General features: G+C 56.8%; 8 protein-coding genes. All 8 read right to left on the bottom strand.

Translation table 11 applies throughout. The features are described from left to right. Nucleotides 1–49: 49 nt before the first annotated feature. The 8 genes from G6R15_RS07840 to G6R15_RS07805 all read right to left on the bottom strand — a co-directional run bounded on the left by G6R15_RS07840 (nucleotide 50) and on the right by G6R15_RS07805 (nucleotide 23,618). Entirely contained in the window at nucleotides 50–12,592 is a 12,543-nt protein-coding gene (locus G6R15_RS07840) for a VCBS domain-containing protein (RefSeq protein WP_164659319.1), read from the bottom strand. Nucleotides 12,593–12,615: 23 nt separating this feature from the next. After that, nucleotides 12,616–13,917 (bottom strand): HlyD family type I secretion periplasmic adaptor subunit, encoded by a 1,302-nt coding sequence (locus G6R15_RS07835; RefSeq protein ID WP_164659318.1) that lies wholly within the window; start codon nucleotides 13,915–13,917, stop codon nucleotides 12,616–12,618. Next, entirely contained in the window at nucleotides 13,914–15,821 is a 1,908-nt protein-coding gene (locus tag G6R15_RS07830) for an ATP-binding cassette domain-containing protein (protein WP_164659317.1), read from the bottom strand. The genes G6R15_RS07835 and G6R15_RS07830 overlap by 4 nt, the downstream gene beginning before the upstream one ends. Before the next feature lie 41 nt (nucleotides 15,822–15,862). Next, on the bottom strand, nucleotides 15,863–17,449 hold the full coding sequence (locus tag G6R15_RS07825; RefSeq protein WP_164659316.1) for a hypothetical protein: 1,587 nt from the start codon (nucleotides 17,447–17,449) through the stop codon (nucleotides 15,863–15,865). Between the two features lie 1,032 nt (nucleotides 17,450–18,481). Continuing rightward, nucleotides 18,482–21,271 carry a bifunctional aconitate hydratase 2/2-methylisocitrate dehydratase gene (locus G6R15_RS07820; RefSeq protein ID WP_164659315.1) on the bottom strand — a complete coding sequence of 930 codons (2,790 nt, stop codon included), beginning with the start codon at nucleotides 21,269–21,271 and terminating at the stop codon, nucleotides 18,482–18,484. Nucleotides 21,272–21,501: 230 nt separating this feature from the next. Then, nucleotides 21,502–21,972 (bottom strand): DM13 domain-containing protein, encoded by a 471-nt coding sequence (locus G6R15_RS07815; RefSeq protein ID WP_164659314.1) that lies wholly within the window; start codon nucleotides 21,970–21,972, stop codon nucleotides 21,502–21,504. Between the two features lie 99 nt (nucleotides 21,973–22,071). Continuing rightward, nucleotides 22,072–23,244 (bottom strand): TonB family protein, encoded by a 1,173-nt coding sequence (locus tag G6R15_RS07810; protein ID WP_240336703.1) that lies wholly within the window; start codon nucleotides 23,242–23,244, stop codon nucleotides 22,072–22,074. Continuing rightward, on the bottom strand, nucleotides 23,241–23,618 hold the full coding sequence (locus G6R15_RS07805; RefSeq protein WP_306432342.1) for a biopolymer transporter ExbD: 378 nt from the start codon (nucleotides 23,616–23,618) through the stop codon (nucleotides 23,241–23,243). Before G6R15_RS07805 ends, G6R15_RS07810 begins: the two co-directional genes overlap by 4 nt. Nucleotides 23,619–23,621: the final 3 nt, after the last annotated feature.

The following is a 23,621-nucleotide window of genomic DNA, read 5'->3' as shown; positions in this document are numbered from 1 at the left end:
AGCAGTATTTCGATTGGGACCACTCGACGGGCACTATTCAAGACGTTGTTTATCCATTCTGTGGATCGTCTGTATCGATCACGGGCTCCGACACATCGAGAATATCATCAACCGGATCGGGCAGATTCGCTTCATCTGGATCTTGTTCAATGTCATTCACACTGGACGCTTCCAAAACATCAGGATCAACACTGTTTTCTGCTGCAATTGGTAAGTCAGAGTCATCAACGCCAACCGCATCCAAATAGGGATTATCACTTAACTGATTTTGAGAAGCCTGCCCATCTGATGAATGAGTAATACCAACGGCGTCGAAGTAAGGATTGGTTGAAGCACTCCCTATGTCATGATAAGACAACTCTCGATCTCCTACGCTTTCCTCCGCTACAACCGGATGTTCGATCTGGTGCGAGGGATCGATATTCTCACCCTGGTATCCGTCAAGTTGCAGAGTGTCCGGATCTTCTGAAAGAATTGTTACGGTTATCGCATCAAAACCACTGTCAGTCGGCTCGTCGTGGGACACAAGAGGAGTATCCACATGATCGACGTGGCCGTCTGAATGTTGCGTCGTTACGGTCTGCACTCCCATGCCAGAATTGTGCGAAGTCACCACCGTTTCGAAGCCAGGCGGATGCCTTGGGTCCAATTGATGATCCGACACTAAAGTAACATTCGAATGCGCCGGATCGATGGTGTAGCTGCCGTCTCTTGGATTTGCCGTAATCTCTTGCCCTTGCTCGCTCAGCAAACGCAAACCGGCCGGCAAATGACTGATACTAATGGCCGATATCTGACTTCCTGCGGCGTGGTTCGACACCTTGATGTCGATGTCATACTCATAATGGGGTGGCGGTGACGCTTGAAAATAGCTGGCGGCAAGACCATGTGGTGGCCCGCCCCGAACCCATACCCCATCATTGGTCATGATGTTTTCGACATCTTTGATCTCCGGGATGTTGCGCCAGGAATGAGGACCGTGCCGTGTACTGTCATAGCTTCCCAGAATCAGGGTATCCCGCCCCTCTTTGCCTTCGATCTTTTCATGGGTCGTTCCGCGTAAGTAGAAAAGGTCACTGCCCTTTTCCATATTTACTTCTTCATGTCCCATATCATCGAAAATGAAGACTCGATCGTTGTGCTCGCTGCCCTTCACTTCGTCATGAACCCGGGTAACCGTTCGACCACCGTGATCTTGTTGCAATTGATGCATCATCTGATCGAGATAGTTGTTGTAACCGCCGGCTGAATGACCACCGCTGCTGCTACCGGAAACCGTTTGGCCATGCGAGATGTCCACGCTTACAGCGACATCCGGGGGCACATAAGTCTGGATCACATCAATAGAGGCTCTCGCTTGTGTCGTCGTGGTTCCGTCAGACACACCAATATGAATCGGAATATCGTCGCGATGCACACCCGCGGCAGGATGGAAGGTCCAAGTACCTCCGGCCTGATTGTGGGTGACTGTTCCGAATTGACGATCGACCTGAACACTCGCAACGGACAAAGTGTCATGATCGATATCCTGAGCATGTACCAGCGAGAGAAGTTGGGACGCATCAAAGGTTTTAGGTTGTCCTGCGTCCGTCTGGCCCAGGTCTCCGGCTGAGACCGTTGGAGCATCGTTAACGGACGTAATGTTTACATTCGCTCGAGCCGGGTTCGAGTCGACATGTCCATCATTAGTCGTGAACCGGAAATATGTATCACTTCGATGCACATTTGGCGCCGGCTGGAACAATAGATGACCCGCGGAAATGTCTGCTGCCGAGATCTGATCATTGGAGGCCACTTTGACTCCATTTAGATACAGGTTGCCTTGTGAATTGGCATAGGGGACGTCAAGAATGGTGACGTGATCCAACGGATCGCCGTCAGGATCTGTGTATCCCAGATCCGCCAACCGAATTGTCAACGGCGTGTCTTCTGGCGTCGACAACCTTGGAACAGCCACCGTCAGTCTGGGGGCATCGTTGGTTCCAGTGACCTGGACCGTCAGATCAAAGGACGTCGCTGCATTCTCGCTGTCGGTGGCAACGAGATGTATGAGTACGTCCTTGGTATCGCCCTCTTTCATACCGTTGTAGGCTGCAACTCCTGCATCGAAAGAATAGGATCCGTCGCCATGCAAGGTAAATCCGGGCGGTAGTGTTGTTCCTGGGCTGGCCGTGAAAATATGGGTATCGCCGACGTCCGGGTCGGACACGGTAAGATGGCCTGTTGTTGCGCTCCCTTCTGCCACGCTTGCAGTTTGAGCTACAGCGACCGGTGCATCGTTTGCACCAGTTACATGTATCGCAATCGTGTGTTCGGTACCGTCTGCGCTGTGGACCCTGAAAAGGTCATCTTGAGTATCACCCACGTTCAAGCTTTGGGCATTGCTTCCGGGTATGTATTGCCAATCACCGCTGCCAGTGATCAGCAACGTGCCATATGACCCAGGCTGGACGCCGCCAACAAAGCTGGCGAGCGACGGGTCGGGTGCCTGAACATCAAGCTTGCCCCGTATACTGGTATCTTCATCGGTTGTGCGGTCATCTGCTCCGGTGATGACCGACCCATCATCCGCACCGGCAACATCGATAACGACGCGATGCGTCTCGGTTTCGCCGGCCCTGTCCGTCACCTGAACCAGAAAACCATCCCGCACGGTCTGCGAGGTCGCCAGCGCGTCCGTGGCCGGGCGACTGTTATCGAGCGTATAGGTCCATTGACCATTTTGATCGACACTCAACGATCCATAGGTTCCTGCACCGTTTCCAACAACAGACCATGTCTGAACATCGCCCTGATCAATATCGGTTGCTGTCAGGGTGCCAACAGTCGTTGTGGTCGCGGCGTCTTCGGTGACCGAACCTGTATCCGAGTCTCCGGATGCCACGCTGATCACGGGCAGGTCGTTGGTACCTTGAATGGTGACGCTGACCGTTTTCGGCGTGCCGTCAACTGTTGTGACGGTTAGTGTATCAGTGAGTTGGTCATAGTTGTTCAACGACTGGATGGCCGCCTGCTGATTGTTGGCGCTGTATGTCCAGTGACCGTTTGCGTCGATGTTGAATGTCCCGTAGCCGTTTGATCCCGCAACACCGCTTTGCGCAACAAAAGCCGCGTCGCCGTGATCCGGATCAGAGATCGTCAAATCTCCTGAAGTGGAAATAGTACCCAGTGTGGTATGGTGTCCTGGCCCTACGTCCTCGGTAACAGTGCCGGTAGACACGCCACCTATCACTGCCGCGTCGTCCGTCCCATGGATGGTGATGGTAACCCCATAGCTACGGCCACCCGTCGTAGTCACTGTGGCTGTATCGGTCAGTGTATCACCGGTTTTCAGACCCTGAATTGTCGCGTCCGTATTGTCAGCCGTATAGGTCCAGTGACCGTCGGCTGTCATTGCAAACGTGCCGTGCGAGCCGGCAACTGGCGCGGTCGGCAGCGGGTCGTTGGAAACAACACTTCCTAGCACACCGCTGGCCACCAGATCCTGCGTACCCGTCGCGGTTTGATCTTCGGTTACGTCACCGCTGTCAGTTGCGGCAACTGCCTGAAGTACGTTCGCCGAGCCTGTGCTGTCAACGGCCACACGCAGGGTTAGGCTGAGCTGGGAATGATCGCCAAGATTGATGGATTGCGCGACAAAGCTTTCTTCTACAGTCGCTCCGGCGGGGAGCGAGGCGGCCAGTGTAGGATCGACCGAATAGGTCCACGCACCCGTACTCTGGTCAACTTGAAGAGTTCCATACTGGCCCTGAATCGACGAAGACGGCCTGGCGGCGCCACTTAGCATAAACAGGTAACGCGGAGGGCTATCTATGTCGGTGACCTGAAGCTGACCTCCCACCACGGCTGCGGGTCCACGCACGCCCGATCCCGCGGCATCCGTCATAACGCCCGGGTCGTTCTGGCCGGCGATCTGGATCTGCACCTGCATCGTCGCGCCGTCGGTCGTGGTGACAGTCACGTTCTCGTTCACGCCTGCACCAATCAGCACCTGTGCTTTCGTTGTATCAACGGTGAAGCTCCAGTGACCATTGGTATCAATGTGGAAATGGCCATACGGCGTATCGGTGTTTCCGGCTACAAAGTCCGGAGCCACAGGTTTGTTTGTATCGATACCCAGGTCGCCTGTGATCGGTACGACCCGGTCTTCGTCGGTGTGCGCAATCGGTGAACCGGTAATCACAGAGTAAAGTGCACCGGTGGAATCGACGGTGACAGGCACCGGGCTGCTTTGAGCGGTATCGCCAGTTCCAGCGTCTGTGGAGATTGCGGTCACAGACAGGTGCTGCGTCTCCGCGTAAAGTACTGTGAGGCCTCTCGCCTCGGCCTGCGTCACAGTCCAGGACCCGTCCGGATTATGTGTACCTGCGGAAAGCTGCGCCTGGTTAAGCCCATCGATCCGCCAGGAGATGCTTTGATCTGTGTCGCTGCTGTCTGTCGTTGTTCCAGTCAGATCCAGTGCTGTTTCAAACCGGCGCAGTTCAGCCTGGAACATGGACAGGCCGACATTGGTGTTGAATTGCACCTGCGAGTGATGTGAACCCGGGATCGGGTCGGGCGCTTCTGCATGCAATGCGACAAAGGCAAAAGGCTGGCTGGACTGAATGGACAGGTCTTTAAGTCCGGTTGGATTGCTTGTGCTGTCTTCTGCCAAAACGCCCTGAGCGACCGGCGCCCCGTCGCTGCCATAAGCCACCCACCGCAACTTATCGCCTTGTCCACCCAAACCATTGAGTTGCAGAAATGCGCTGGTTGTCGTGCCATGCAGCTCGATCACAAGGGTTTCACCCTGCTGCACGGCTTTGTCGGCCGGATCGACCATGACACTGTCGATGTGACCCTTGTCTCCCAGGGATTGGCTGATTCCAGCCGCACCTGCAGGAACTGGACCATCGACACCGACTGTACCCCAGTTTACCCCAATTTGTGCCGTGGCCGTCGCAGGGTCCACCAAGTGACCGTTGGGCGTCTCATATTCCTGACCGGCCGCAAAGGCGTGGAAGATCAAGCCCGAAGTTGTAGCTGCACTGGCTGCGTACCCCGCAATAGTAGTGGATGCGTGGGTTGGAACGGCTTGCGTCGTACCGACCGACGCACCAACGGTGGGATCATCAATCGCGCCGTGTATCGCAACTGATATGTCATGTGTCGTCCCATCGGCGCTGCTCACGGTGAAGGTGTCGGTCAATGTCTGACCGGGACCAAGGTTTTGAATCGCGGCCTGTTGATTGTTGGCGACATACGTCCAGTGGCCGTTGGCATCGACGCTGAATTGGCCATAGCCATTCGAACCTGCGATGGAGCTCTGAGGGTTGAACACCGCTTCACCGGCGTCAGGGTCCGCAATAGTCAGATCACCACCAGTCTGGATTGTACCAAAGGTCGTGTGATGGCCCGGAGCCACATCCTCGGTCACATCGCCAGTAGAAACCCCGCCAATCACGGCGGCATCACCAGTCGCGGACAGCGTCGTCGTAGCCCCCGTATGCGTCACCCCACCATGGGCATCTTTGACGTCATAGGTGAAGTGGACCGTGCCGTTGTAGTCCTTCTCTGGCGTGAATGTGTAGGTACCGTCCTTATTGTCCAGGATAGAACCGTGATCCGGATGCAGGTTGGCAATGGCCAGCTTGCCGACATCGTTGGCATCCACGTCGACCGTGTTCCCGAGCAGTTGCACGGAGGTAAGCGTCTGGCGCGTGTCCTCGGCGCCGGGGCGCAACACGACCTCGGACGAGCAATAGGGCCGGTCATTGCTGCCATGGATCGTGATCACGATGTCATGGGGGGTACCGTCCTTGGAATGTACCGTGATCGTGTCGGTCAGCGTCTCACCGTCGCCCAACTGGTCAATCGCAGTGCCTCGCGTAGTGGGCCGTCCACCGACAAACCGCAAGCCACCAGCGTCCGCATTGTAATGCCAGGACCCATCAGGGTTCAGAAGAAGATCACCAAACTGGCCTTGATAATTGAAACCAATTCCTTTGCCGTCAAACTCGGCTTCCCCGACGTCAGGATCGATTATGGTTAACTGTCCGTCGACTTTCAGCGTCGCCATTCGAAGATGGGCCATGCCGGGTTGGGCATAATCAGGTGACATATCCTGACCTGCGGTTCCTTCGGTCACGCTTCCGGTATCCACTCCGCCGATCACAGCGGCGTCCCCAACAGCCGCGAGTGTCAGGCTTGCGGTCTGCGCCACAGTCCCGCCATGGCCATCGGTGACGGTGTAACTCAGGCTGACCGGGCCGTTGTAGTTCGGGTCGGGTGTGAAGGTGAACCCATGCACCGCATCGCCGCCGATGGTGCCGTTACTGGCGCTCAGGCCAGTGACCGAGAGCTGGTCCCCAGTGTCGATGTCCGTCGCGTGTTCCAGCAGTTGCGCTGCCGTGATCTGCACCGCCGTATCCTCAGTGCCGCCGGGCAAGGTGACCGGGCCGCTGACGGTTGGCCCGTCATTGGTGCCGGTGACGGTGATGACAAGATTTTCGGTGTCCGTGGCCCCAGCCTTGTCGGTGACCGTGACCGGGATGGTGACCTGCTGCGTCGCGCCCGCTGCGAGGTGCTGGTACGCCGCGTCGGTGGGATCAAAGCTCCACGAGCCATTCACGTTTAGTGCAAAACCTGCGGGTGCTGTTTGGCCGAGCGAATATTGCAGTGTGAAAGAACTGTCATCGACGTCCGTCGCGGACAATTGACCAGTAACGGAATTGCCATCCTCGGTCGCCGAAGCCGTCGCAGAGGACAGGACCGGAGCATCGTTCCTTCCAAGCAGCTGAACTCTCAGACTTCCTGTACTGTTCAGCCCATCCGAATCCGTGACCGTAATGGGTATAGAAATTATCGTATGGTCACCATTGTTAAGGTGGCTATATGCGGCGTTTGATGGATCAAAGCTGTAACTTCCATCGTTATTCAGGTGGAAGCCCGCAACGGGTGCATTGCTTGTGAACGTCAATGACGCTGAATCATCGTGATCCAAATCACCAGCAGCTATATGGCCATTGAAGACATTTTCGCCCTCGAACTTGGTTACGAGATTGCGATAGACGACAGGTGCGTCATTCGTGCCAGCGATGGTGAAATCTACTGGATGAGTTGTGCCATCTACACTGTGAATGACAAAGCTATCCTTTGCTTCTTCACCCGTCTTAAGATGGTCAACGATAGTGTTGGCGAGGTGGTAGATGTACTGCCCATCCGGATTGACCTGAAGGCTGCCCCCCAAAGATCCGGTGTAGGTTTGGAACCCCATATTTGGAAACTGGGATTCAGAGGCGCCATCCGGATCAGTGACATGAAATTGGCCATAAGCGCTCAGCAATCCATGGTCCCCGACACCGGTTCCAACTCCAACATCTTCCTTTAGGGACGCTCCCACACCTGTGATCACCGCCGCATCACCGGTCGCGGCCAGCGTCAGGGCGGCCGTTTGTGAAACTGTGCCGCCGTGGTTGTCGGTGACGGTGTAGCTGAGGCTGACCGGGCCGTTGTAGTTCGGGTCCGGCGTGAAAGTGAAACCAGTGGCCGCATCGCCGCTGATCGTACCGTGGCTGGCGCTGAGGCCAGTGACCGAGAGCTGGTCTCCGGTGTCGATGTCCGTCGCGTGTTCCAGCAGCTGCGTTGCCGTGATTTGAACCGCCGTATCCTCAGTGCCGCCGGGCAGGGTGACCGGGCCGCTGACGGTCGGACCGTCATTGGTGCCGGTGACGGTGATTACAAGATTGCGCGCGTCGCTTCCGTGCCCATCCGAAACCATCACCGGGATTGTGACCCGTTGGGTCTGACCCTCTGCAAGATGCTGATAGGCCGCATCGGTGGGATCAAAGCTCCAGCTGCCATCGGCGCTCAGGGAAAATCCTGCAGGGGCCGCCTGCGGCAACCCGAATCTCAGCGTATCGCCCGTATCCACATCCGTCGCCGACATCTGCCCCGTGACAGAGGATCCGTCCTCCGTCGCCGAGGCCGTCGCCGCACTCAGAACAGGCGCATCATTCGTCCCATGGATGGTGATCTGGATCTGGTGCGTGGTGCCATCGGCGGAGCGCACCGTAACCGTGTCGACCAGAGTTTGACCGGCGCCAAGCGCCTGAACGCGCGGGTCGTCATTATCGCCATCGTAGATCCACCCTCCCTTCGGTCCGATCACCAGAGAGGCACTTCCCCCGAGACTGGTCGGGTAGCTCCCGCGCATCGGGAACATCACGAAGCGGGCCTCCCCGGTGTCCGGGTCGGCGATTGTCAGCTGACCCCGGGTCTGTAACCACTGCATGCCCATAACATTGACATCCTCGGTGACATCGCCGGTATCGACGCCGCCGATTACCGCCGCATCGCCGGTCGCCGCCAGCGTCAGGGAGGCAACTTGTGCGACGGCGCCGCCATGTCCGTCAGTGATGGTATAGTTGAGCGCCACCGGGCCGTTGTAGTTGGCGTCTGGCGTGAAGGTGAAGCCATGGGCTGCGTCGCCCGTGATCGTGCCATGGCTGGCCGTCAGGCCGGTGACTGAGAGCTGATCGCCCGTGTCCACATCTGTCGCATGTTCCAGCAGCTGTGCCGCCGTGATCTGAACCGCCTTGTCCTCGGTGCCGCCAGGCAGGGTGACCGGCCCACTGACGGTCGGACCGTCATTGGTGCCGGTCACAGTGATTACGAGGTTTTGCGTATCTGTCGCGCCGGCGCTGTCGGCCACAGTCACGGGCACGGTGACCTGCTGCGTCGCGCCCGCGGCAAGGCTTTGATAGGCCGCATTGGTGGGATCAAACGTCCAGGAGCCATCTGTGTTGAGGGCAAACCCTGCCGGAGCCGCCGACCCAAGCGAAAAGGCCTGACTGTCACCCGTATCCACATCCGTAGCAGACATCTGACCAGAGACCGCACTACCATCTTCGGTCGCCGAGGCCGTTGCCGCGCTCAGAACAGGCACGTCATTTGTCCCGTTGAGAGTGACCGTGACGGCATGCGTGGTGCCGTCGACGGAGGAGACCTGGAATGTATCGGTCAGCGTCTGGCCCGGGCCGAGCGCCTGTACCGCGCCTTGGCTGTTGTCGGCGACGTAGCTCCATGTCCCGTCCGGCGCAATGGTAAAGCTGCCATAGTTGCCAGTTGCGCCACTCTGGCTCTGGAACGCCTCTTGGAAGCCTGCGAGATCAGGGTCGGAGATGGTCAGCTGTCCGCCAGTGGTCAGCATGCCCGAGGACGAGACATGGCTGTCCTCGGTCACCATGCCGGTGCTGGTCCCGGCGATCACTGCGCGGTCGTCGGTGCCGTTGATAGTGACGGTGATCGCCTGCCGGGTTGTGCCGCCAGACGGGTCGGTTGCCGTGGCAAAGAACTGTTCGGTATGCGTGTCTCCGGTAGTCATCGCCTGAACATCCGGCCGGGTGTTGTCCAGCGCGTAACTCCAGGTGCCATCCGCACCGATGGTCAGCGCCCCGTAGCTGCCGGTCTGCGTCTCTGCGGTAAACACTGGCTGACCGGAATCGATATCCGTTATGTCCAGCTTTCCGCCGGTCGTGGGCGACGTGTCCTCGGTCACGGAACCGGTATGCGCCCCCGTAACCACTGCGCGGTCGTCGGTGCCTGTTATGGTGACAGTGATGTCCTGGCGCACGCCGGGCTTGCCAGAGGAATCGACACTCTCGACGGTGAACTGTTCGATGCGGGTCTCGCCCTGGCCCATCGCCTGAACATCCGGCCGGGTGTTGTCCAGCGCGTAGCTCCAGGTGCCATTGGCATCGATGGTCAGCGCACCAAAGCTGCCGGTCTGCGTCCCGGGCGTGAAGTGCGGCGCCACCCCCGTGTCCGGATCGGTGATGTCCAGCTTCCCGCCGGTGGTGAGCGACCTGTCCTCGGTCACGGAACCGGTATGCGTCCCCGTAACCACCGTGCGGTCGTCGGTGCCTGTCACCGTGATGACAAGGGTCTCGGTGTCGGTGGCACCGGCTTTATCGGTGACGGTGACGGGGATGGTGACCTGCTGCGTCGCACCTGCCGCGAGATGCTGATAGGCCGCATCGGTGGGATCAAAGCTCCAGCTGCCGTCTGAGTTCAGAGTGAAACCCGCAGGGGCCGTCTGACCCAGCGAATAGGCCTGAGTGTCACCCGTATCCACATCCGTAGCAGACATCTGACCAGAGACCGCACTACCATCTTCGGTCGCCGAAGCTGTCGCAGCCGTCAGAACAGGGGCATCATTGGTGCCGTGAATGGTGATGCTGATCTGATGGGGCGTTCCGTCAACCGACCGAACCGTGACGGTGTCTGTGGCTGTCTGACCAGCAGCCAGGTGTTGAATGGCATCCAGACGGTTGTCGATGTAGTAGATGAATTTTCCGTCTTGTTGTAACTGAACATAGCCGCCCAAGCGGGTATCGTATCCCAACCCACGATATGTCTGCGGGCCATAGTTTATGTCGAATTGTGCCTCACCCGGGTCTGGATCAGTGACACTCAGCTTTCCGTAAACCTGAAGTTCGTAGTGTGTGTTGATGTAACCGCGATCCTCTGTCACCGAAGGAATGGTGACATCGGTGATGACCGCTGGATCGCCCACAGCAGCCAGCGAAAGGGACGCGGTTTGCCCAACAGTGCCTCCCTGGCCGTCAGTGACAGTGTAAGCCAGCTGAACCGGGCCATTGTAGTTCGCGTCCGGCGTGAATGTGAAGCCGTGTGCAGCGTCACCACTGATCACGCCATGGCTCGCGCTAAGCCCCGTAACCGAAAGACTGTCGGTTGTGTCGATATCTGTCGCATGGGACAGCAACTGGGACAGCACAATCGGGACAGCTTTGTCTTCCTGCCCAGCAGGGAGTGACACCGGAGCACTGATCACCGCCCGGTCATTGGTGCCGGTGACAGTGATGGTCAGGTTCTGTGTATCCGTCGCAGTGCCGTCTGTGACAGTGACCGGCACCGTCACCACCTGTGTCGCGCCCGCCGCCAGATGCTGATAGGCCGCATCCGTCGGATCAAACGTCCAGCTGCCATCGGCGCTCAGGGCAAATCCTGCAGGGGCCGCCTGGACCAGCGCATAGGCCAGCGTGTCGCCGCTATCCACATCCGTGGCCGTCATCTGGCCGGTGACCGCACTGCCATCCTCGGTTGCCGAGGCCGTCGCCGCGCTCAGAACCGGCGCGTCATTCGTTCCCTGGATCGTCACGCTCAGATCGTGCGTCGTCCCGTCAACAGATGTGATCTGCAACCGGTCCGTCAGACTCTGACCCGCGCCAAGACCCTGCACCAAGGGCTGGCCGTTGTCTGCCGTGTAGCTCCAGTGCCCGTCCCCCGACAGCGTGAAGCTGCCATACTGACCTGCGCCAGCTGCGCCAGACACTGGCGTAAACGCACCCTCGCCCGCATCCGGATCCACAATCGTCAGAGACCCGCCGACACTCAGATCACCGCCAGCAACTCCCCGATCCTCCGTAACTGATCCGACGGCCGTACCGCCAATAACTGCACCATCATCGCGACCATTTATGGTAATGATCACCGGGCGCGTAGATCCATCCAACGTACGAGCCTGAAACGTCTCTGATACGCTGTCAGTAGAGGCCAATGCCTGAACATCCGGCTTGCCATTATCCAGCACAAACCGCCACGCGCCATTGGCATCAATTTCAAATCGGCCATACGTGCCCTGTTGAGTCCCAACGATAAAGGCAGCCTCGCCAGGATCGGGATCCACGACAGTCAACTGTCCTCCAGCTGAAAGCGTCAAGTCTTCGGTTGTTGTACCTGTTGCCTGCCCGGATATCAGGGCTGCATCTGGCGTGTCGACCACATTGAAGGGCAATCGCGTCGACGTGCTTTGCCCATCTGGTTGCGTGGCTGTGATTGACAACGTGCCATGCCCAGACCAGTTCGGTCCGGGCATCATTTGCAATCCAGTCAAGGAGGTTCCCGCCGGGACAATCCAACCGCCCTTGGAATCAGGATGCCCAGCCGAGAGTGTCGCTCCTGGCGGCAATCCTGCAAAATGCGTCATGACGCCGCCAGCATTGGCATGATTATCAGTTACAGACACCAAGAGACTAAGAGGGTGTTCTTCGAATCCGGTCGACGTCAAAGCAGCGACAGCAGGACCACCCGGATGACCGGCAACTGCCAGATGCGACGCAACAGGAGGAACGGCTGATTGTTGACTGCCTGACGTAGGCGTTTGCGACAACTCTAGCGGAACGATCCAGCTGACTGAAGATCCCAACGACGAAAGAGGCACCTGAATTGCGCCACCGATACCACCAACATCGGGAAGGTGAATGGCGCCAGGAATGTTCCCAAACAATCCGGCCAAAGAAATGGCCGGTGCCGGCAGTGTTACACCACCCGAAACACCCGAAGACGGCAACGTGTCACCATCTGCACCCACTAAGTCCTTAATCATAGAAAGGGGAAGAACAAAGCTTCGAGCACCCGCGACATTCGCCTTCTCGGACGGATCTGGGGCACCGCCCTGCAACAAATCTGATTTTTCCTGTGTCTCGACAAACGGATCAGTAATCACCCAACCGAAGCCTTCCTCGGAAAGCTCATCCTTAGAAACTAGCTTCTTGGTGTTTTGGCCACCGGACGCAGGGCTATCAGACATAGAAACCTCGTGGTTGCAGGACCTCAGCGTTCAGTTAATGCGAGGTCGAGATTTGTGAAGACTGGCTTCCAGATATATTGGAAAACCGTCTTGTCACCCGTGATGATATCAGCCTCACCGGTCATGCCCGGCAAGAGGTTAAGTTGATCTTCCGGCTCTCGGAAGTAATCACGCGGCAGCGAAACCTGAACTTCATAAAAAGCCACGCCGCGTTCATCGATAATGGTTGTGGGAGAGAGCTCTTCGACAACGCCCTCTAATGCGCCGTAGCGGCTGAAATCGAAGCTTTCGATTTTGACGCGTACAGACTGGCCGACATCGACAAAGGCAATGTCCCTTGGTGGCAAGCGACCCATAAAGCGAACCCCGCCCTCGGCGGGCACAATCGTTGCAACCATTCCGCCTGCTTCAATCACATCTCCCGAGTTTTCATCAGGCAGGCTTTGAACAAGACCGGAAAGTGGGGCCCGCACTTCTGCTTCTTCGACGCGAGCGCGCAATGCTTCTGCTTCGGCCAAGAGCGCCCGGCGCTCTGCGACTGCATCAACAATCCGATTTCGTGCCGTTGAACTTTGATCCAATTCGACGCGCTCAATTGACGATTGAAGTTCAATAATTGCAGCCTCTGTGATAGTTTCACGACCACCCAGTCGCGACAGGTCGAACCTGTACTGTGCTTCACGTTCGATCAGCTCGACCATACGGGCGCGTGCCGACAATCCACGCTGCACCAGATCTTCTTCGATAGCTCGTTCTTCCTGGGCCACTGCGATCTGCTTTTTCAGCTCAGGGCGTTGTTCATTGATGGCTGCCAACTCCGCTCGTTTCTGACGGATTTGTGCCTCAAGAACATTGCGCTCTGCAGAAACAAAGCTCTCTTGCGATTGGATAGCCGCGTTCTCAAAGGCGACAAGTTCAGGATAGTCAGCTGCGTATTCAGAAAAGTCCGGAGAACGTTTTTCCACAAACGCAGTCAAACGCTCAACCTCCAATGTCAGCCCGGCAATCCGAACCTCTGTCGCAGACAATGCGCTTTGTGCCTCGGTTCGGTTCATCGTGACCAGAACATCTCCCGCTGCAACTTCTTGCCCGGTGCGAACCAAAACCTGTTCGATCTGACCGCCGTGGCGGCTTTCAACTCTTTGGACCAGGGCAATCGGTTCGACTGCGCCTTGCGCCTTGGCGACTTCATCCACCTTCGCTGTGAACGACCAAGCCACGACCGCGGCCAACCCAAGCACAGTCGCCCAAGCAGCTCGCTCTACCCACTTTGCCGTAGGGCCATCATCAATTTGAAATGGCTGTGGCGCCTTTTTATCACTCATGATGTTATCTCCTCGGCGGTCTCTGTGCCAGCGTCGGCAGTACTTTCAGGTGCAGCGACTGGTCCGGCATAAACCAGCGTGCCATGGTCCATTACCAGAGCGATATCTGCCAGCTGCACCAAGTCCGTGTCGTGGGTCGCAATCACGACCGTTGCGCGCCCTTTCTTACTTTCGGTGAAATCAGAAATCTCGGCCCGGGCTTCTGGACCGCTTACTGCAAGTGGATCGTCCAATACATAAATTGGTGCATCGCGCGACGTTGTTAAACGCCATGCGCGTTCTTCCGCTGCAACTTCGTCAATACTCGTCGCCTCTGCAGGAAGATCCGCGCTGTTCACACATTCGCGCGGATCCGAAGGCAAGTACGCAATCCGCTCTGCGAGGCTATCGGGGCTGAAATGGCTCATCGATCGGCCCCCTATCATCAACCGACCAGATTGCGTTTCCAACGTACCTGACAAAAGTCGCAACAACGTGGATTTGCCACAGCCATTCGGGCCGATCACCGCGACAACGCTACCTGCAGGAAGATCAAAACTGACACCGGTGACAGCAGGGTCCGCCCCCGAGGCGTAGCGCATGAACAATCCCTCGGCCTTTATGTCAACCGAGCTGGTCGGCGCAAGATCCTGAGCGTGGCCGGCTGAATGAACAACGGGCATGTTCAACAGCGCCTTCAGCTGCCCCCAAGCCTCGTGCAAAGCTCGCAGCCTGGGCATCGCAAGAAACAGACCTTGTGCCGGTCCAGTGATACGCCACGTAAGTAGCATTGTACCAATCAGCGTCCCCGGAGAGAGACGCCCCTGCAAAGCCAAATCAAGACCAACGACCAGTGTCACAAGAGCCGTGCCGGTGCCGAGCGATGTCCCGATACTCTGAACAAGTGCCGGACGCTGTTGTGCTGCGTGGGTCGCACGCGCCGACGCGCGGCTCAATTGATCAAACCGATCCAACCACGGTTTACTTAGGCCCTTGGTTCGAATGCTCTCTGCGTAAGGAAGATCCGAGACCATCGCCCGATGCTCCTGCGCCAATCCGGAATGTACCGGATTTGTTGCGGAACGAGTCCATCCGAGTACCACGCCGATAAAAAGAAATATGGCCAAATACAGCGCAGGTATCACAGCTAGAACGCCTCCGACCATCACAAGCGCGATCAGCGTCAACAGGATGAACGGCGCATCGTAGATCGCAACAGTGTTGCTGCTGGCAAACAAATCTGCCGTGCGTTCTCCAGTCCGAAGGCGTGCCATAGCTGTCTCAGAATCCAAGCGATCCCGCGCAAGAAAGGGCTGCCGAAACAGACGGTGCGTCAAAGCAAGGCTGACGCTCGCTCCGAAGCGCGCAAATTCCGAAGCAAACATTTGCGAACGCACCCGTCGCAAAACAAACATGATCGCAAGGACAAGTACCGCGCCACTAAGCAAAGCAGGAAGGCTGGACACAGCCGATCCACCGAGAACACGATCATAGACCGCCATAGTAAAGAAAGGCACGGTCAGAGCACAAAGGTTGATTGCAAGTGATTGCCAAACACCGTGGCGTACTGTGCGCCGCGCCCTTGCTGTTAGACTGTTGTATGTAAGGGCCGCTGCATCCTTGGCGGTCACGGGTTCAATATGCAATACGCGCTCACCACGGCGCGGGGAGAATTTGCCGGACTCACCCTCAATCGAAAACGAACTGAGGAGACCATCACGGCGAACCTGCGCGTATGCCTGGCCGTTCCTGATACAGACCAATGCGCCATCGCGCCCATCCCGCCATTCTACTGGTGGCCCGCTGGCAACATGAGCAGCCACCCCAAGCAGGGAAAACACCTCTGCCAATTCGAACACGTCTGGATCGACTGTGTATCCGGAACACGCGCTCTCTGCTGTATCAGGCGAGACAGTCCTACCCATGAGATAAAGGACTTCCACAACAAATGAAGACAAGGCGGCTGTCATACCCCTGCCCTCAGCGTCTTTGCTGCCACGCCAACCTTAACATGCCGCGTTGCGATATCCACGAGTGTCTGCGCCGAGGTAGTCATGATAACGACGGTCTCAGGACAGTGGGATTTCAGGACCACCGCTAGGCGATCCCGCCCATCCACATCAAGCCCTGCGGCCGGGCGCTCTAGCACGACCAATTTTGGACGTTGTACCAATGCCTGCGCAATCAGAGCTCTTTTTACACCGCCTGGCGAAAGGCCTCCGGCTTCGGTTCGACTGACTGAGGTTTGGTATCCCTGCGACAACCTCCCAATCATGGCATCAAGCCCAAGGCCTTTGGCCAATTGCAACGCATCCGGCTCGCTTCGCTTATGAAATCCGGACAGATTTTCCATAAGGGTCCCGCGCAAGAAGCGTGGCCGAGCAGACACAAGAACGGCTCCATCTACTGAGCCAACTTGCCCCCACACCGCCGAAACAAGGGATGCAAGTGCCTTGGCTTCATCTTGCCGGGACGCACCGTCAAGAACGAGAATGTCCCCGCCGTTGATCTCATCAATTGCAAGTGCGTTCGCGGCATCTTTCAAGCACTCAACAGATTCCTCTTCCTGCCGTTGTCCCAATTCACTCACGATTGAAGCCGCTCGGCGTGCATCTGACCGCCGGCCCAATGCAACAAACGCGCCGATACCCTGGCTAGCTGCCCGGCTACCCAAAAGCGTACATGCAGCGAGGCCACCTGTCGTCATTTCTCCGGAAAGCACCTGCGCTGCACCAAACCCAACAACCAAAACGGTAGTTGCCAAACCCGCAGTTTGCATCAAGTCCAGCTGCCGACCAGCGGTGTTTTCTGTCTCTTGTATTGCCTTTGCCCGCTGTCGAAGACCTGCACTGGCAGCTGACAGTGGCGCTCCGATCGCATGCAACGCGCTGGATTCCCCAAAAGAGAGCCTTGAAATCATGGTTTGAAAAGCAGCATTGAATTGAGCCAACTCTGACCGGGCACGTACATCCGACGAGCGCCACATAAGAAAAGCGAGGGTCACCACACAGATAACAACCAGTGGAGCTAGCACAACTCGACCGCCCAGGAACCAAATCAAAACCAGAAAAATGAAAGCAAATGGAGCGTCGTAAAGGCCGACACGCGCTTGACCGGCTTCAGCATCACGCGCTTTGACAGGCGTATCCAACAACAGTCGAGCTTCGTCAAACTTGGTTTTCCGTCCCAGCAGATTTTGCGCAATCGCAGTCCAGTTCTGGTAGTCCGACGTGGCACTGATGCGCGAGAATATGCGCATCCGTACCGCGCGCAGGAAACCACTAAGTAGCAAAGCCACCGCAACCGCTGAAAAAACGACGGCCGCCGTTCCAGCGCTCTGATTCGGCAAAATCCGATCATAGACCTGCAACAGCGCCAAAGGGAGGAGCAGCGCCAGTACGTTAATACCTACGGACAAAACAGCGAGACCGAAATTCATTTTTTGACAATCACCAAATTTGGCACCTCGGTCAACAATACAGAATAGTATAATGATATACGAAATTGTTGTTTCAATGCAGCCTTTAAGCGTCCAGAGGTCGCCTACGCCCATATTTCGACCACCACGCGTCGATCACGACGGCCTTCCAAGGCTCTTTCCTTACGTTCCACCATACCGGTCAGCATGCCTGATCTCACTGCGGGACTTGAAATCGGTCGCTCTCGCAGCGTCGACACATGCCTTCTTCTTTGCCCATTCCGTTGGATTACTACATCCACTTGGTGAAGACAGAAGATGCATGTCTATGGCTTTCCCGTATTGATCGAGAACATCGATCATCGTATCGGGTAGGTCTTGGGCATTCCAATTCTTCTTTGGATCGAACGACTGTTTCTGCCTTCCCTCGTCGCTAACGAGCTTCGCGGTTGCTTAGCAAACCGTATTTGCGCGGAGGCCTCCAGTATATCATGAACCGGCTGCATCGGAGACGATCCGTTCGTTCTTGCGAAAGAAAATCAACTTCGAGAATGCGTCATCGCGGGTAGCATGCCCTAGTAAACTGCGCGTGGTCTCGACAACAGATGAATCTCAACTAGACGAAGCTATGAACACTGAACGGAACCTTAATGCAGGTCGCCGCGACAAGGGCTCGGGGTCTCCCGAGGATGTCCAGTCTCAGTGCCCACGGTCGATCTTCTAGAGGCTTGAAGTCACCGCATTTCAAAAGGACAAAGAAGGCGGCCTTGAAGGAGAAGCTGATCAGGTTTTGCTATACAAAATGCTATACATTTCGCAAAGCGAAAGCAGAAATTTTCTATTGTTTACAATGACTACGTTACATCTCACTGACAATATGGAGGACTTCGTTTCCACCATTATCCTTTGATTCCATTGAAGAAATTGGCGAAATCGCCCCACAACCGGCCAACCTTCCCTCCAATCGAAAAAGCTACTATCGCTGAAAGTTCTAACAGACAGCAAGTGTAGTCGCTAATTCGGAGAGCTTGCCCAGCTCAACGCCATCGGACCAAATTACCGAAACCGTCACGACACGCTAGGCAGGGATGTCGCACCCCACCAATGATAAAGGGCGGCGAACCTTGTGGCTCCGCCGCCCTTTGCAATTTTTCTTGGCTTAGCGCTTTAGAAGTGCACCGACCGGGCACCTGCCGGTTTTTCAATTGGCGGCGCGAATTTGGTCAGGTCGATGCCTTCGACAGAAGTCTTGTATTCCTCAAGCGTGGGCGTACGACCCAGGATTGCCGACAGAACCACCAGCGGGGTCGAGGCCAGCAGCGATTCACCTTTCTTGGTTGCGCTGTCGGCTACAACACGACCCTGGAACAGGCGGGTCGAGGTCGCCAGAACAGTGTCGCCCTTGGCTGCCTTTTCCTGGTTTCCCATGCAGAGGTTACAGCCGGGGCGCTCAAGATAGAGAATATTCTCGTACTCGGTGCGAGCCGTTTCCTTGGGGAACAGATCGTCAAACTCAAAGCCGGAATAACGCTGCAGGATTTCCCAGTCGCCCTCTTCCTTCATCTCGTCAATGATGTTGTAGGTCGGAGCCGCCACAACCAGCGGAGCCTTGAATTCCACCTTGCCGTTGGCCGCTTCGAGGTTCTTAAGCATCTGAGCCACGATTTTCATGTCGCCCTTGTGCACCATGCACGAACCGACAAAACCCAGGTCCACTTTCTTTTCAGCGTTGTAGAAGCTGATCGGGCGGATAGTGTCATGGGTGTATCGCTTGGATACGTCGGCGTTATTTACATCCGGGTCTGCAATCATCGGCTCGACGATCTGGTCCAGATCCACAACCACCTCGGCAAAGTACTTGGCGTTATCGTCCGCCGTCAGCGCAGGCTTTTCACCCGACTTGATCTCAGCAATGCGTTTATCTGCAATCTCGATCAGGTTGGCGAGCATGCCGTTGTCATGCTCCATCCCCTTATCGATCATGATCTGAATGCGCGACTTAGCCAGCTCCAGCGAGCCAACCAAGGTCTCGTCGTTCGAGATACAGACAGACGCCTTGGCCTTCATTTCGGCGGTCCAGTCAGTGAAGGTAAAGGCCTGGTCGGCCAGCAGAGTGCCGATGTGCACCTCGATCACGCGGCCCTGAAAGACGTTGTCGCCATGTTGTGCCAACATCTGCAGCTGAGTCGCGTGCACGACATCGCGGAAATCCATGTGGTCCGCCATCTGGCCCTTGAACGTCACCTTGACCGACTCCGGGATCGGCATCGAGGCTTCACCAGTTGCCAGCGCCAGCGCCACGGTTCCCGAGTCGGCACCGAACGCCACGCCCTTGGACATGCGGGTGTGGCTGTCGCCGCCGATGATCACCGACCAGTCGTCGACTGTGATGTCGTTGAGCACCTTGTGGATCACGTCGGTCATGGCGTGGTATTCGCCTTTGGGGTCACGACCGGTAACCAGACCAAAGTCGTTCATGAACTTCATCAGACGCGGGGTGTTGGCCTGCGCCTTGGCATCCCAAACCGAAGCGGTGTGGCAACCCGACTGATACGCGCCGTCGACGATGGGCGACACAACCGTCGCAGCCATGGCCTCCAGCTCTTGCATGGTCATCAGGCCAGTGGTGTCTTGCGAACCAACGATGTTGACCTTCACGCGCACATCGGAACCGGCGTGCAAGGTCTTGCCAGGGGTGGTACCAACGGCGTTCTTGTTAAAGATCTTTTCAACTGCAGTCAGGCCCTGGCCCTCGTGGCTGATCTCTTTCGACGGCGCGAAAACCAGCGGTGCTTCGACGCCCAGAGTTTCAGCCGCAAATGTCTGCAGTTTCTTACCGAAGACGATAGCGTAAGAACCACCTGCCTTCATGAATTCCATCTTTTGCGGAGTGAAGGCCGACGACACGTCAGTCAGTTCTTCGCCGTCTTCGCTGAGCAGCTTATGGGTCTTGGTGTTGATCCGCAGAACGGTGCCAGTTTCGACCGAGTACTTTTGCTCGAGGATCGGGTTACCGTCATTATTGAGGATCGCCTTGCCGTCCTCATCAACCTTTTTGACCCAATTTTTAAGGTCCAGACCGATACCACCAGTCACGCCAACGGTGGTCAGGAAGATCGGGGAAATACCGTTGGTGCCGGCCACAACAGGGGCGAAGTTCACGAAAGGCACATATGGGCTGGCCTGCTTGCCGGTCCAGAGCGCAACGTTGTTCACGCCCGACATCCGCGACGACCCAACGCCCATGGTGCCTTTTTCGGCGATCAGCATGACGCGCTTACCGGGGTGCTGCAGCTTCAGCGCCTCGATCTCTTTCTGCGCGTCTTCGGTCATCATGCACTTGCCATGCAGTTCCCGATCCGCGCGCGAGTGTGCCTGGTTGCCGGGCGACAACAGGTCGGTCGAGATATCACCTTCGCCGGCGATATAGGTGACCACCTGAACCTCGTCATCAAGGTCGGGAAGCTTGGTAAAGAATTCGGCTTTAGCGTAGCTGTCCAGCACATCCTTGGCGATGGCATTGCCTGCTTCATACGCTTCAGCGAGGCGCGCCATATCAGCGTCATACAAATACACTTGGGTCTTCAGAACTTCGGCTGACAATGCAGCAACAGATTCGTTATCACCCAGAGCCAAATCCAGCAGCACCTCGACCGAGGGGCCGCCTTTCATGTGCGATAGCAGTTCGAACGCGCGTTCCGGCGCAATCTCGTCTACGGTGGCGTCGCCCAGAACGATCTCTTTGAGGAATTTCGCCTTTACACCTGCGGCGTTAGTTGTGCCGGGAAGCGTGTTGTAGATGAAAAACTTGAGCGAGTCCGCGCGGTGCTCGTTCCCGGTGTCCTTGATCTGTTCGATGACCTCAGCCAGCAGCGCACCATCGTCAATGGGCTTGGGGTTCAAACCCTGTTCTTTGCGTGTTTCGATCTCAGTGAGGTAATCTGTATACAGGCTCATGGCTATCCCGGCGATTTGGCGTTTAGACGAAGCTAGAGCCCCGTCAATCGGACTTGTCCGAGAGCCGGGAATGCTCTTTGTATGCGGCGGTATACCATTCAGGTGGGATTTGCAACACGTTCCGCCAGGCGCGCATTGTCCAGACCTTTAGGGTAACAGGATCATCAACACCGAACTGGCGCCGGGCGAAATAGGACCCATTGACGCTGTATGCCCTTGGATTAAGGCGATCAGCGGTACTTTGCAGCGGTGATGAACTCTCCGAATGCCTCGCACCAGATCAGAACTGTGTTGAATTCTGTAACGTCTACCCCATCGGGTATGTCCAGCATCACACCATCAAAGGTTTTGACCGGCCCTATCCTTTGCGCGCTATCCTTGACGGCCCAAAACCCATCCTCGTCTTCGACAAACTGGGGCACAAGATACATCATATAATCTGGTCCGGGCGCCAGTTCTCCTTGATGTACAATTTGAGTGTCGGTGATGCTGACAGTCCCCTCGCCCCAGTGCAGAAAATCGCTGCCCCGCAGATCACGAGTGAAGTCGGCAGTGAACAGCGCACCTTGTGCGTTTTGTTCCAACACGGCAGCATCCGGGGACTTGGGTGCGGTCAGAATGGGTAGAAAGTAGACACCGAGCGCAAATCCCAAGGCCAAAGTCGCAGCGTGCGTGGTAAGCAAGATAGCAGGGCGGAGCATGGTCGCTGGTCCTATCGAGAGACAAATCGTTGTGTTCTGTTTTACACCCCAAACACGCGAGCACCCAGTGCGGTCTCAGACTTTTTGCTGCGGCTTTGATCAATTGATCCGATAGTAGAATGACATCGTACGGCTCTTGCCGCTTGGTGGCTTTGGAAACGGGGCTGCAGCGCGTACCTGCGCCTTGGCTGCATTATCGATCTTGATCGACCCTGAACTGTCAACGATGTTAACCCTTCCCAACGATCCATCCGGATTGATTTCAAAATACACCTGAGCGTGGCCCCTGCCAGGCACATGAGTTGTCGGCGCATTGTTGAGATGGACCAGAACCCGGCCCGCATAATTGGTGGTATCTGAATTGCCCCCGCCACGCGCCCCGGGTTGCGCACCAACGTTGGCATCCGCAAAGGCATCCACACCTTTGCGCCGATAGGTCGTCAACGGCGACTCGATTGCCTGTTCAGGGAAACGCAGACTGTCAAAATTCCGGGCGCTGTTGAATAGAGAGTCTGGAGTAGTATCAATTGGTTTGGATTGTCGTGAAGGTGGACGAGGACGGATAGAGCTGGTCACGGCCAATGCCGAACCAACGCCTGTGTCCGGCTTTTCGGTTTCTTCGGGCTCCACCTGCTCGGCGCTTTCGGGGATTACCGGATCCGTTTCGACAGGAACGACCGGGACGGTGGACTGCTCGATCGGCTCTTGGGCCGCCTGCGGCTTGACCGCCGCCAGCTGCTCGGGCTCGGCGCTTTCACTTGGGTCGGGTGAAACGTCTTCGGTTTCGACCAATCTCTCGACCGGCGGAGCTACTGGCGCCTCTGCCACCGGTTCGGCCTCCAGCGGTGGGGTGACCTCTTCTTCAGCACCGGTCCCTTGCTGCGTGCCAACCTCATCAACGCTGTCGGTCGTCGGCTCGACTGGCTCGGCTGGTTCCGGGCTAACTTCGGTTGCGCTCCCGATATCTGGTGACTCCACCTGCTGGGGATCTGATGAGGCTACTTGGGCCTGACTGGTGGGAATATCGGCCTCTTCCGGCTCAGGCGATGTTTCGACCGGAGGTTCGGGTTCTTCAGCTGGCTCAGGCTCTACCGGTTCCGCGGCATCCTCGGCCAGTTCTTCGAATGTCGTACCAACTGGCACAGCGTCGCCCGCGGAATCGGGCGGCCCGTCTGGCCCGCCAACGCGAAACGTGAGTCCCAATCCAAACAGATGGATCAACATCGACAGCACCAGGGCCAAAGCCGCAATGACAAGCGAGCCGCGTCTCACCGCAGCGCCTGCTCGGTCACGACAAACACTGATGTCGCCCCTGCCCGGCGCAATTGCCCTGTGACCTGTATCAATCGTTGCCCGGACACATTCCGATCCGGAACAATGCGCACAGGACCCGCCTGATGTGAGTCCAAGTAAGCCGCCGGTTCTATTGTATCACCTCGAAAAGTCAGCGTTCCATCCTGCCGCAAAACCAAGGCGTCTGGCGGCTCCCTCCCTTCCAACTCTGACGTGTCTACAAGGGTCAGTTCCGGGTCCAAGGGCGGCGCAATCGTGCCGGTGATCAGGAAAAAGATCAGCATCAGAAAAACGACGTTGATCAGTGCAATCGTCGAATCCCGTTTGCGACGTTTGGCCGGTTGCCGGATCACAAG

It is taken from the genome of Tropicibacter sp. Alg240-R139, from assembly GCF_900537075.1.
Classification (GTDB): Bacteria; Pseudomonadota; Alphaproteobacteria; order Rhodobacterales; family Rhodobacteraceae; genus Falsiruegeria.
Note: the sequence above shows the minus strand (reverse complement) of the source record. Positions and strands in the feature narration are given on the sequence as shown.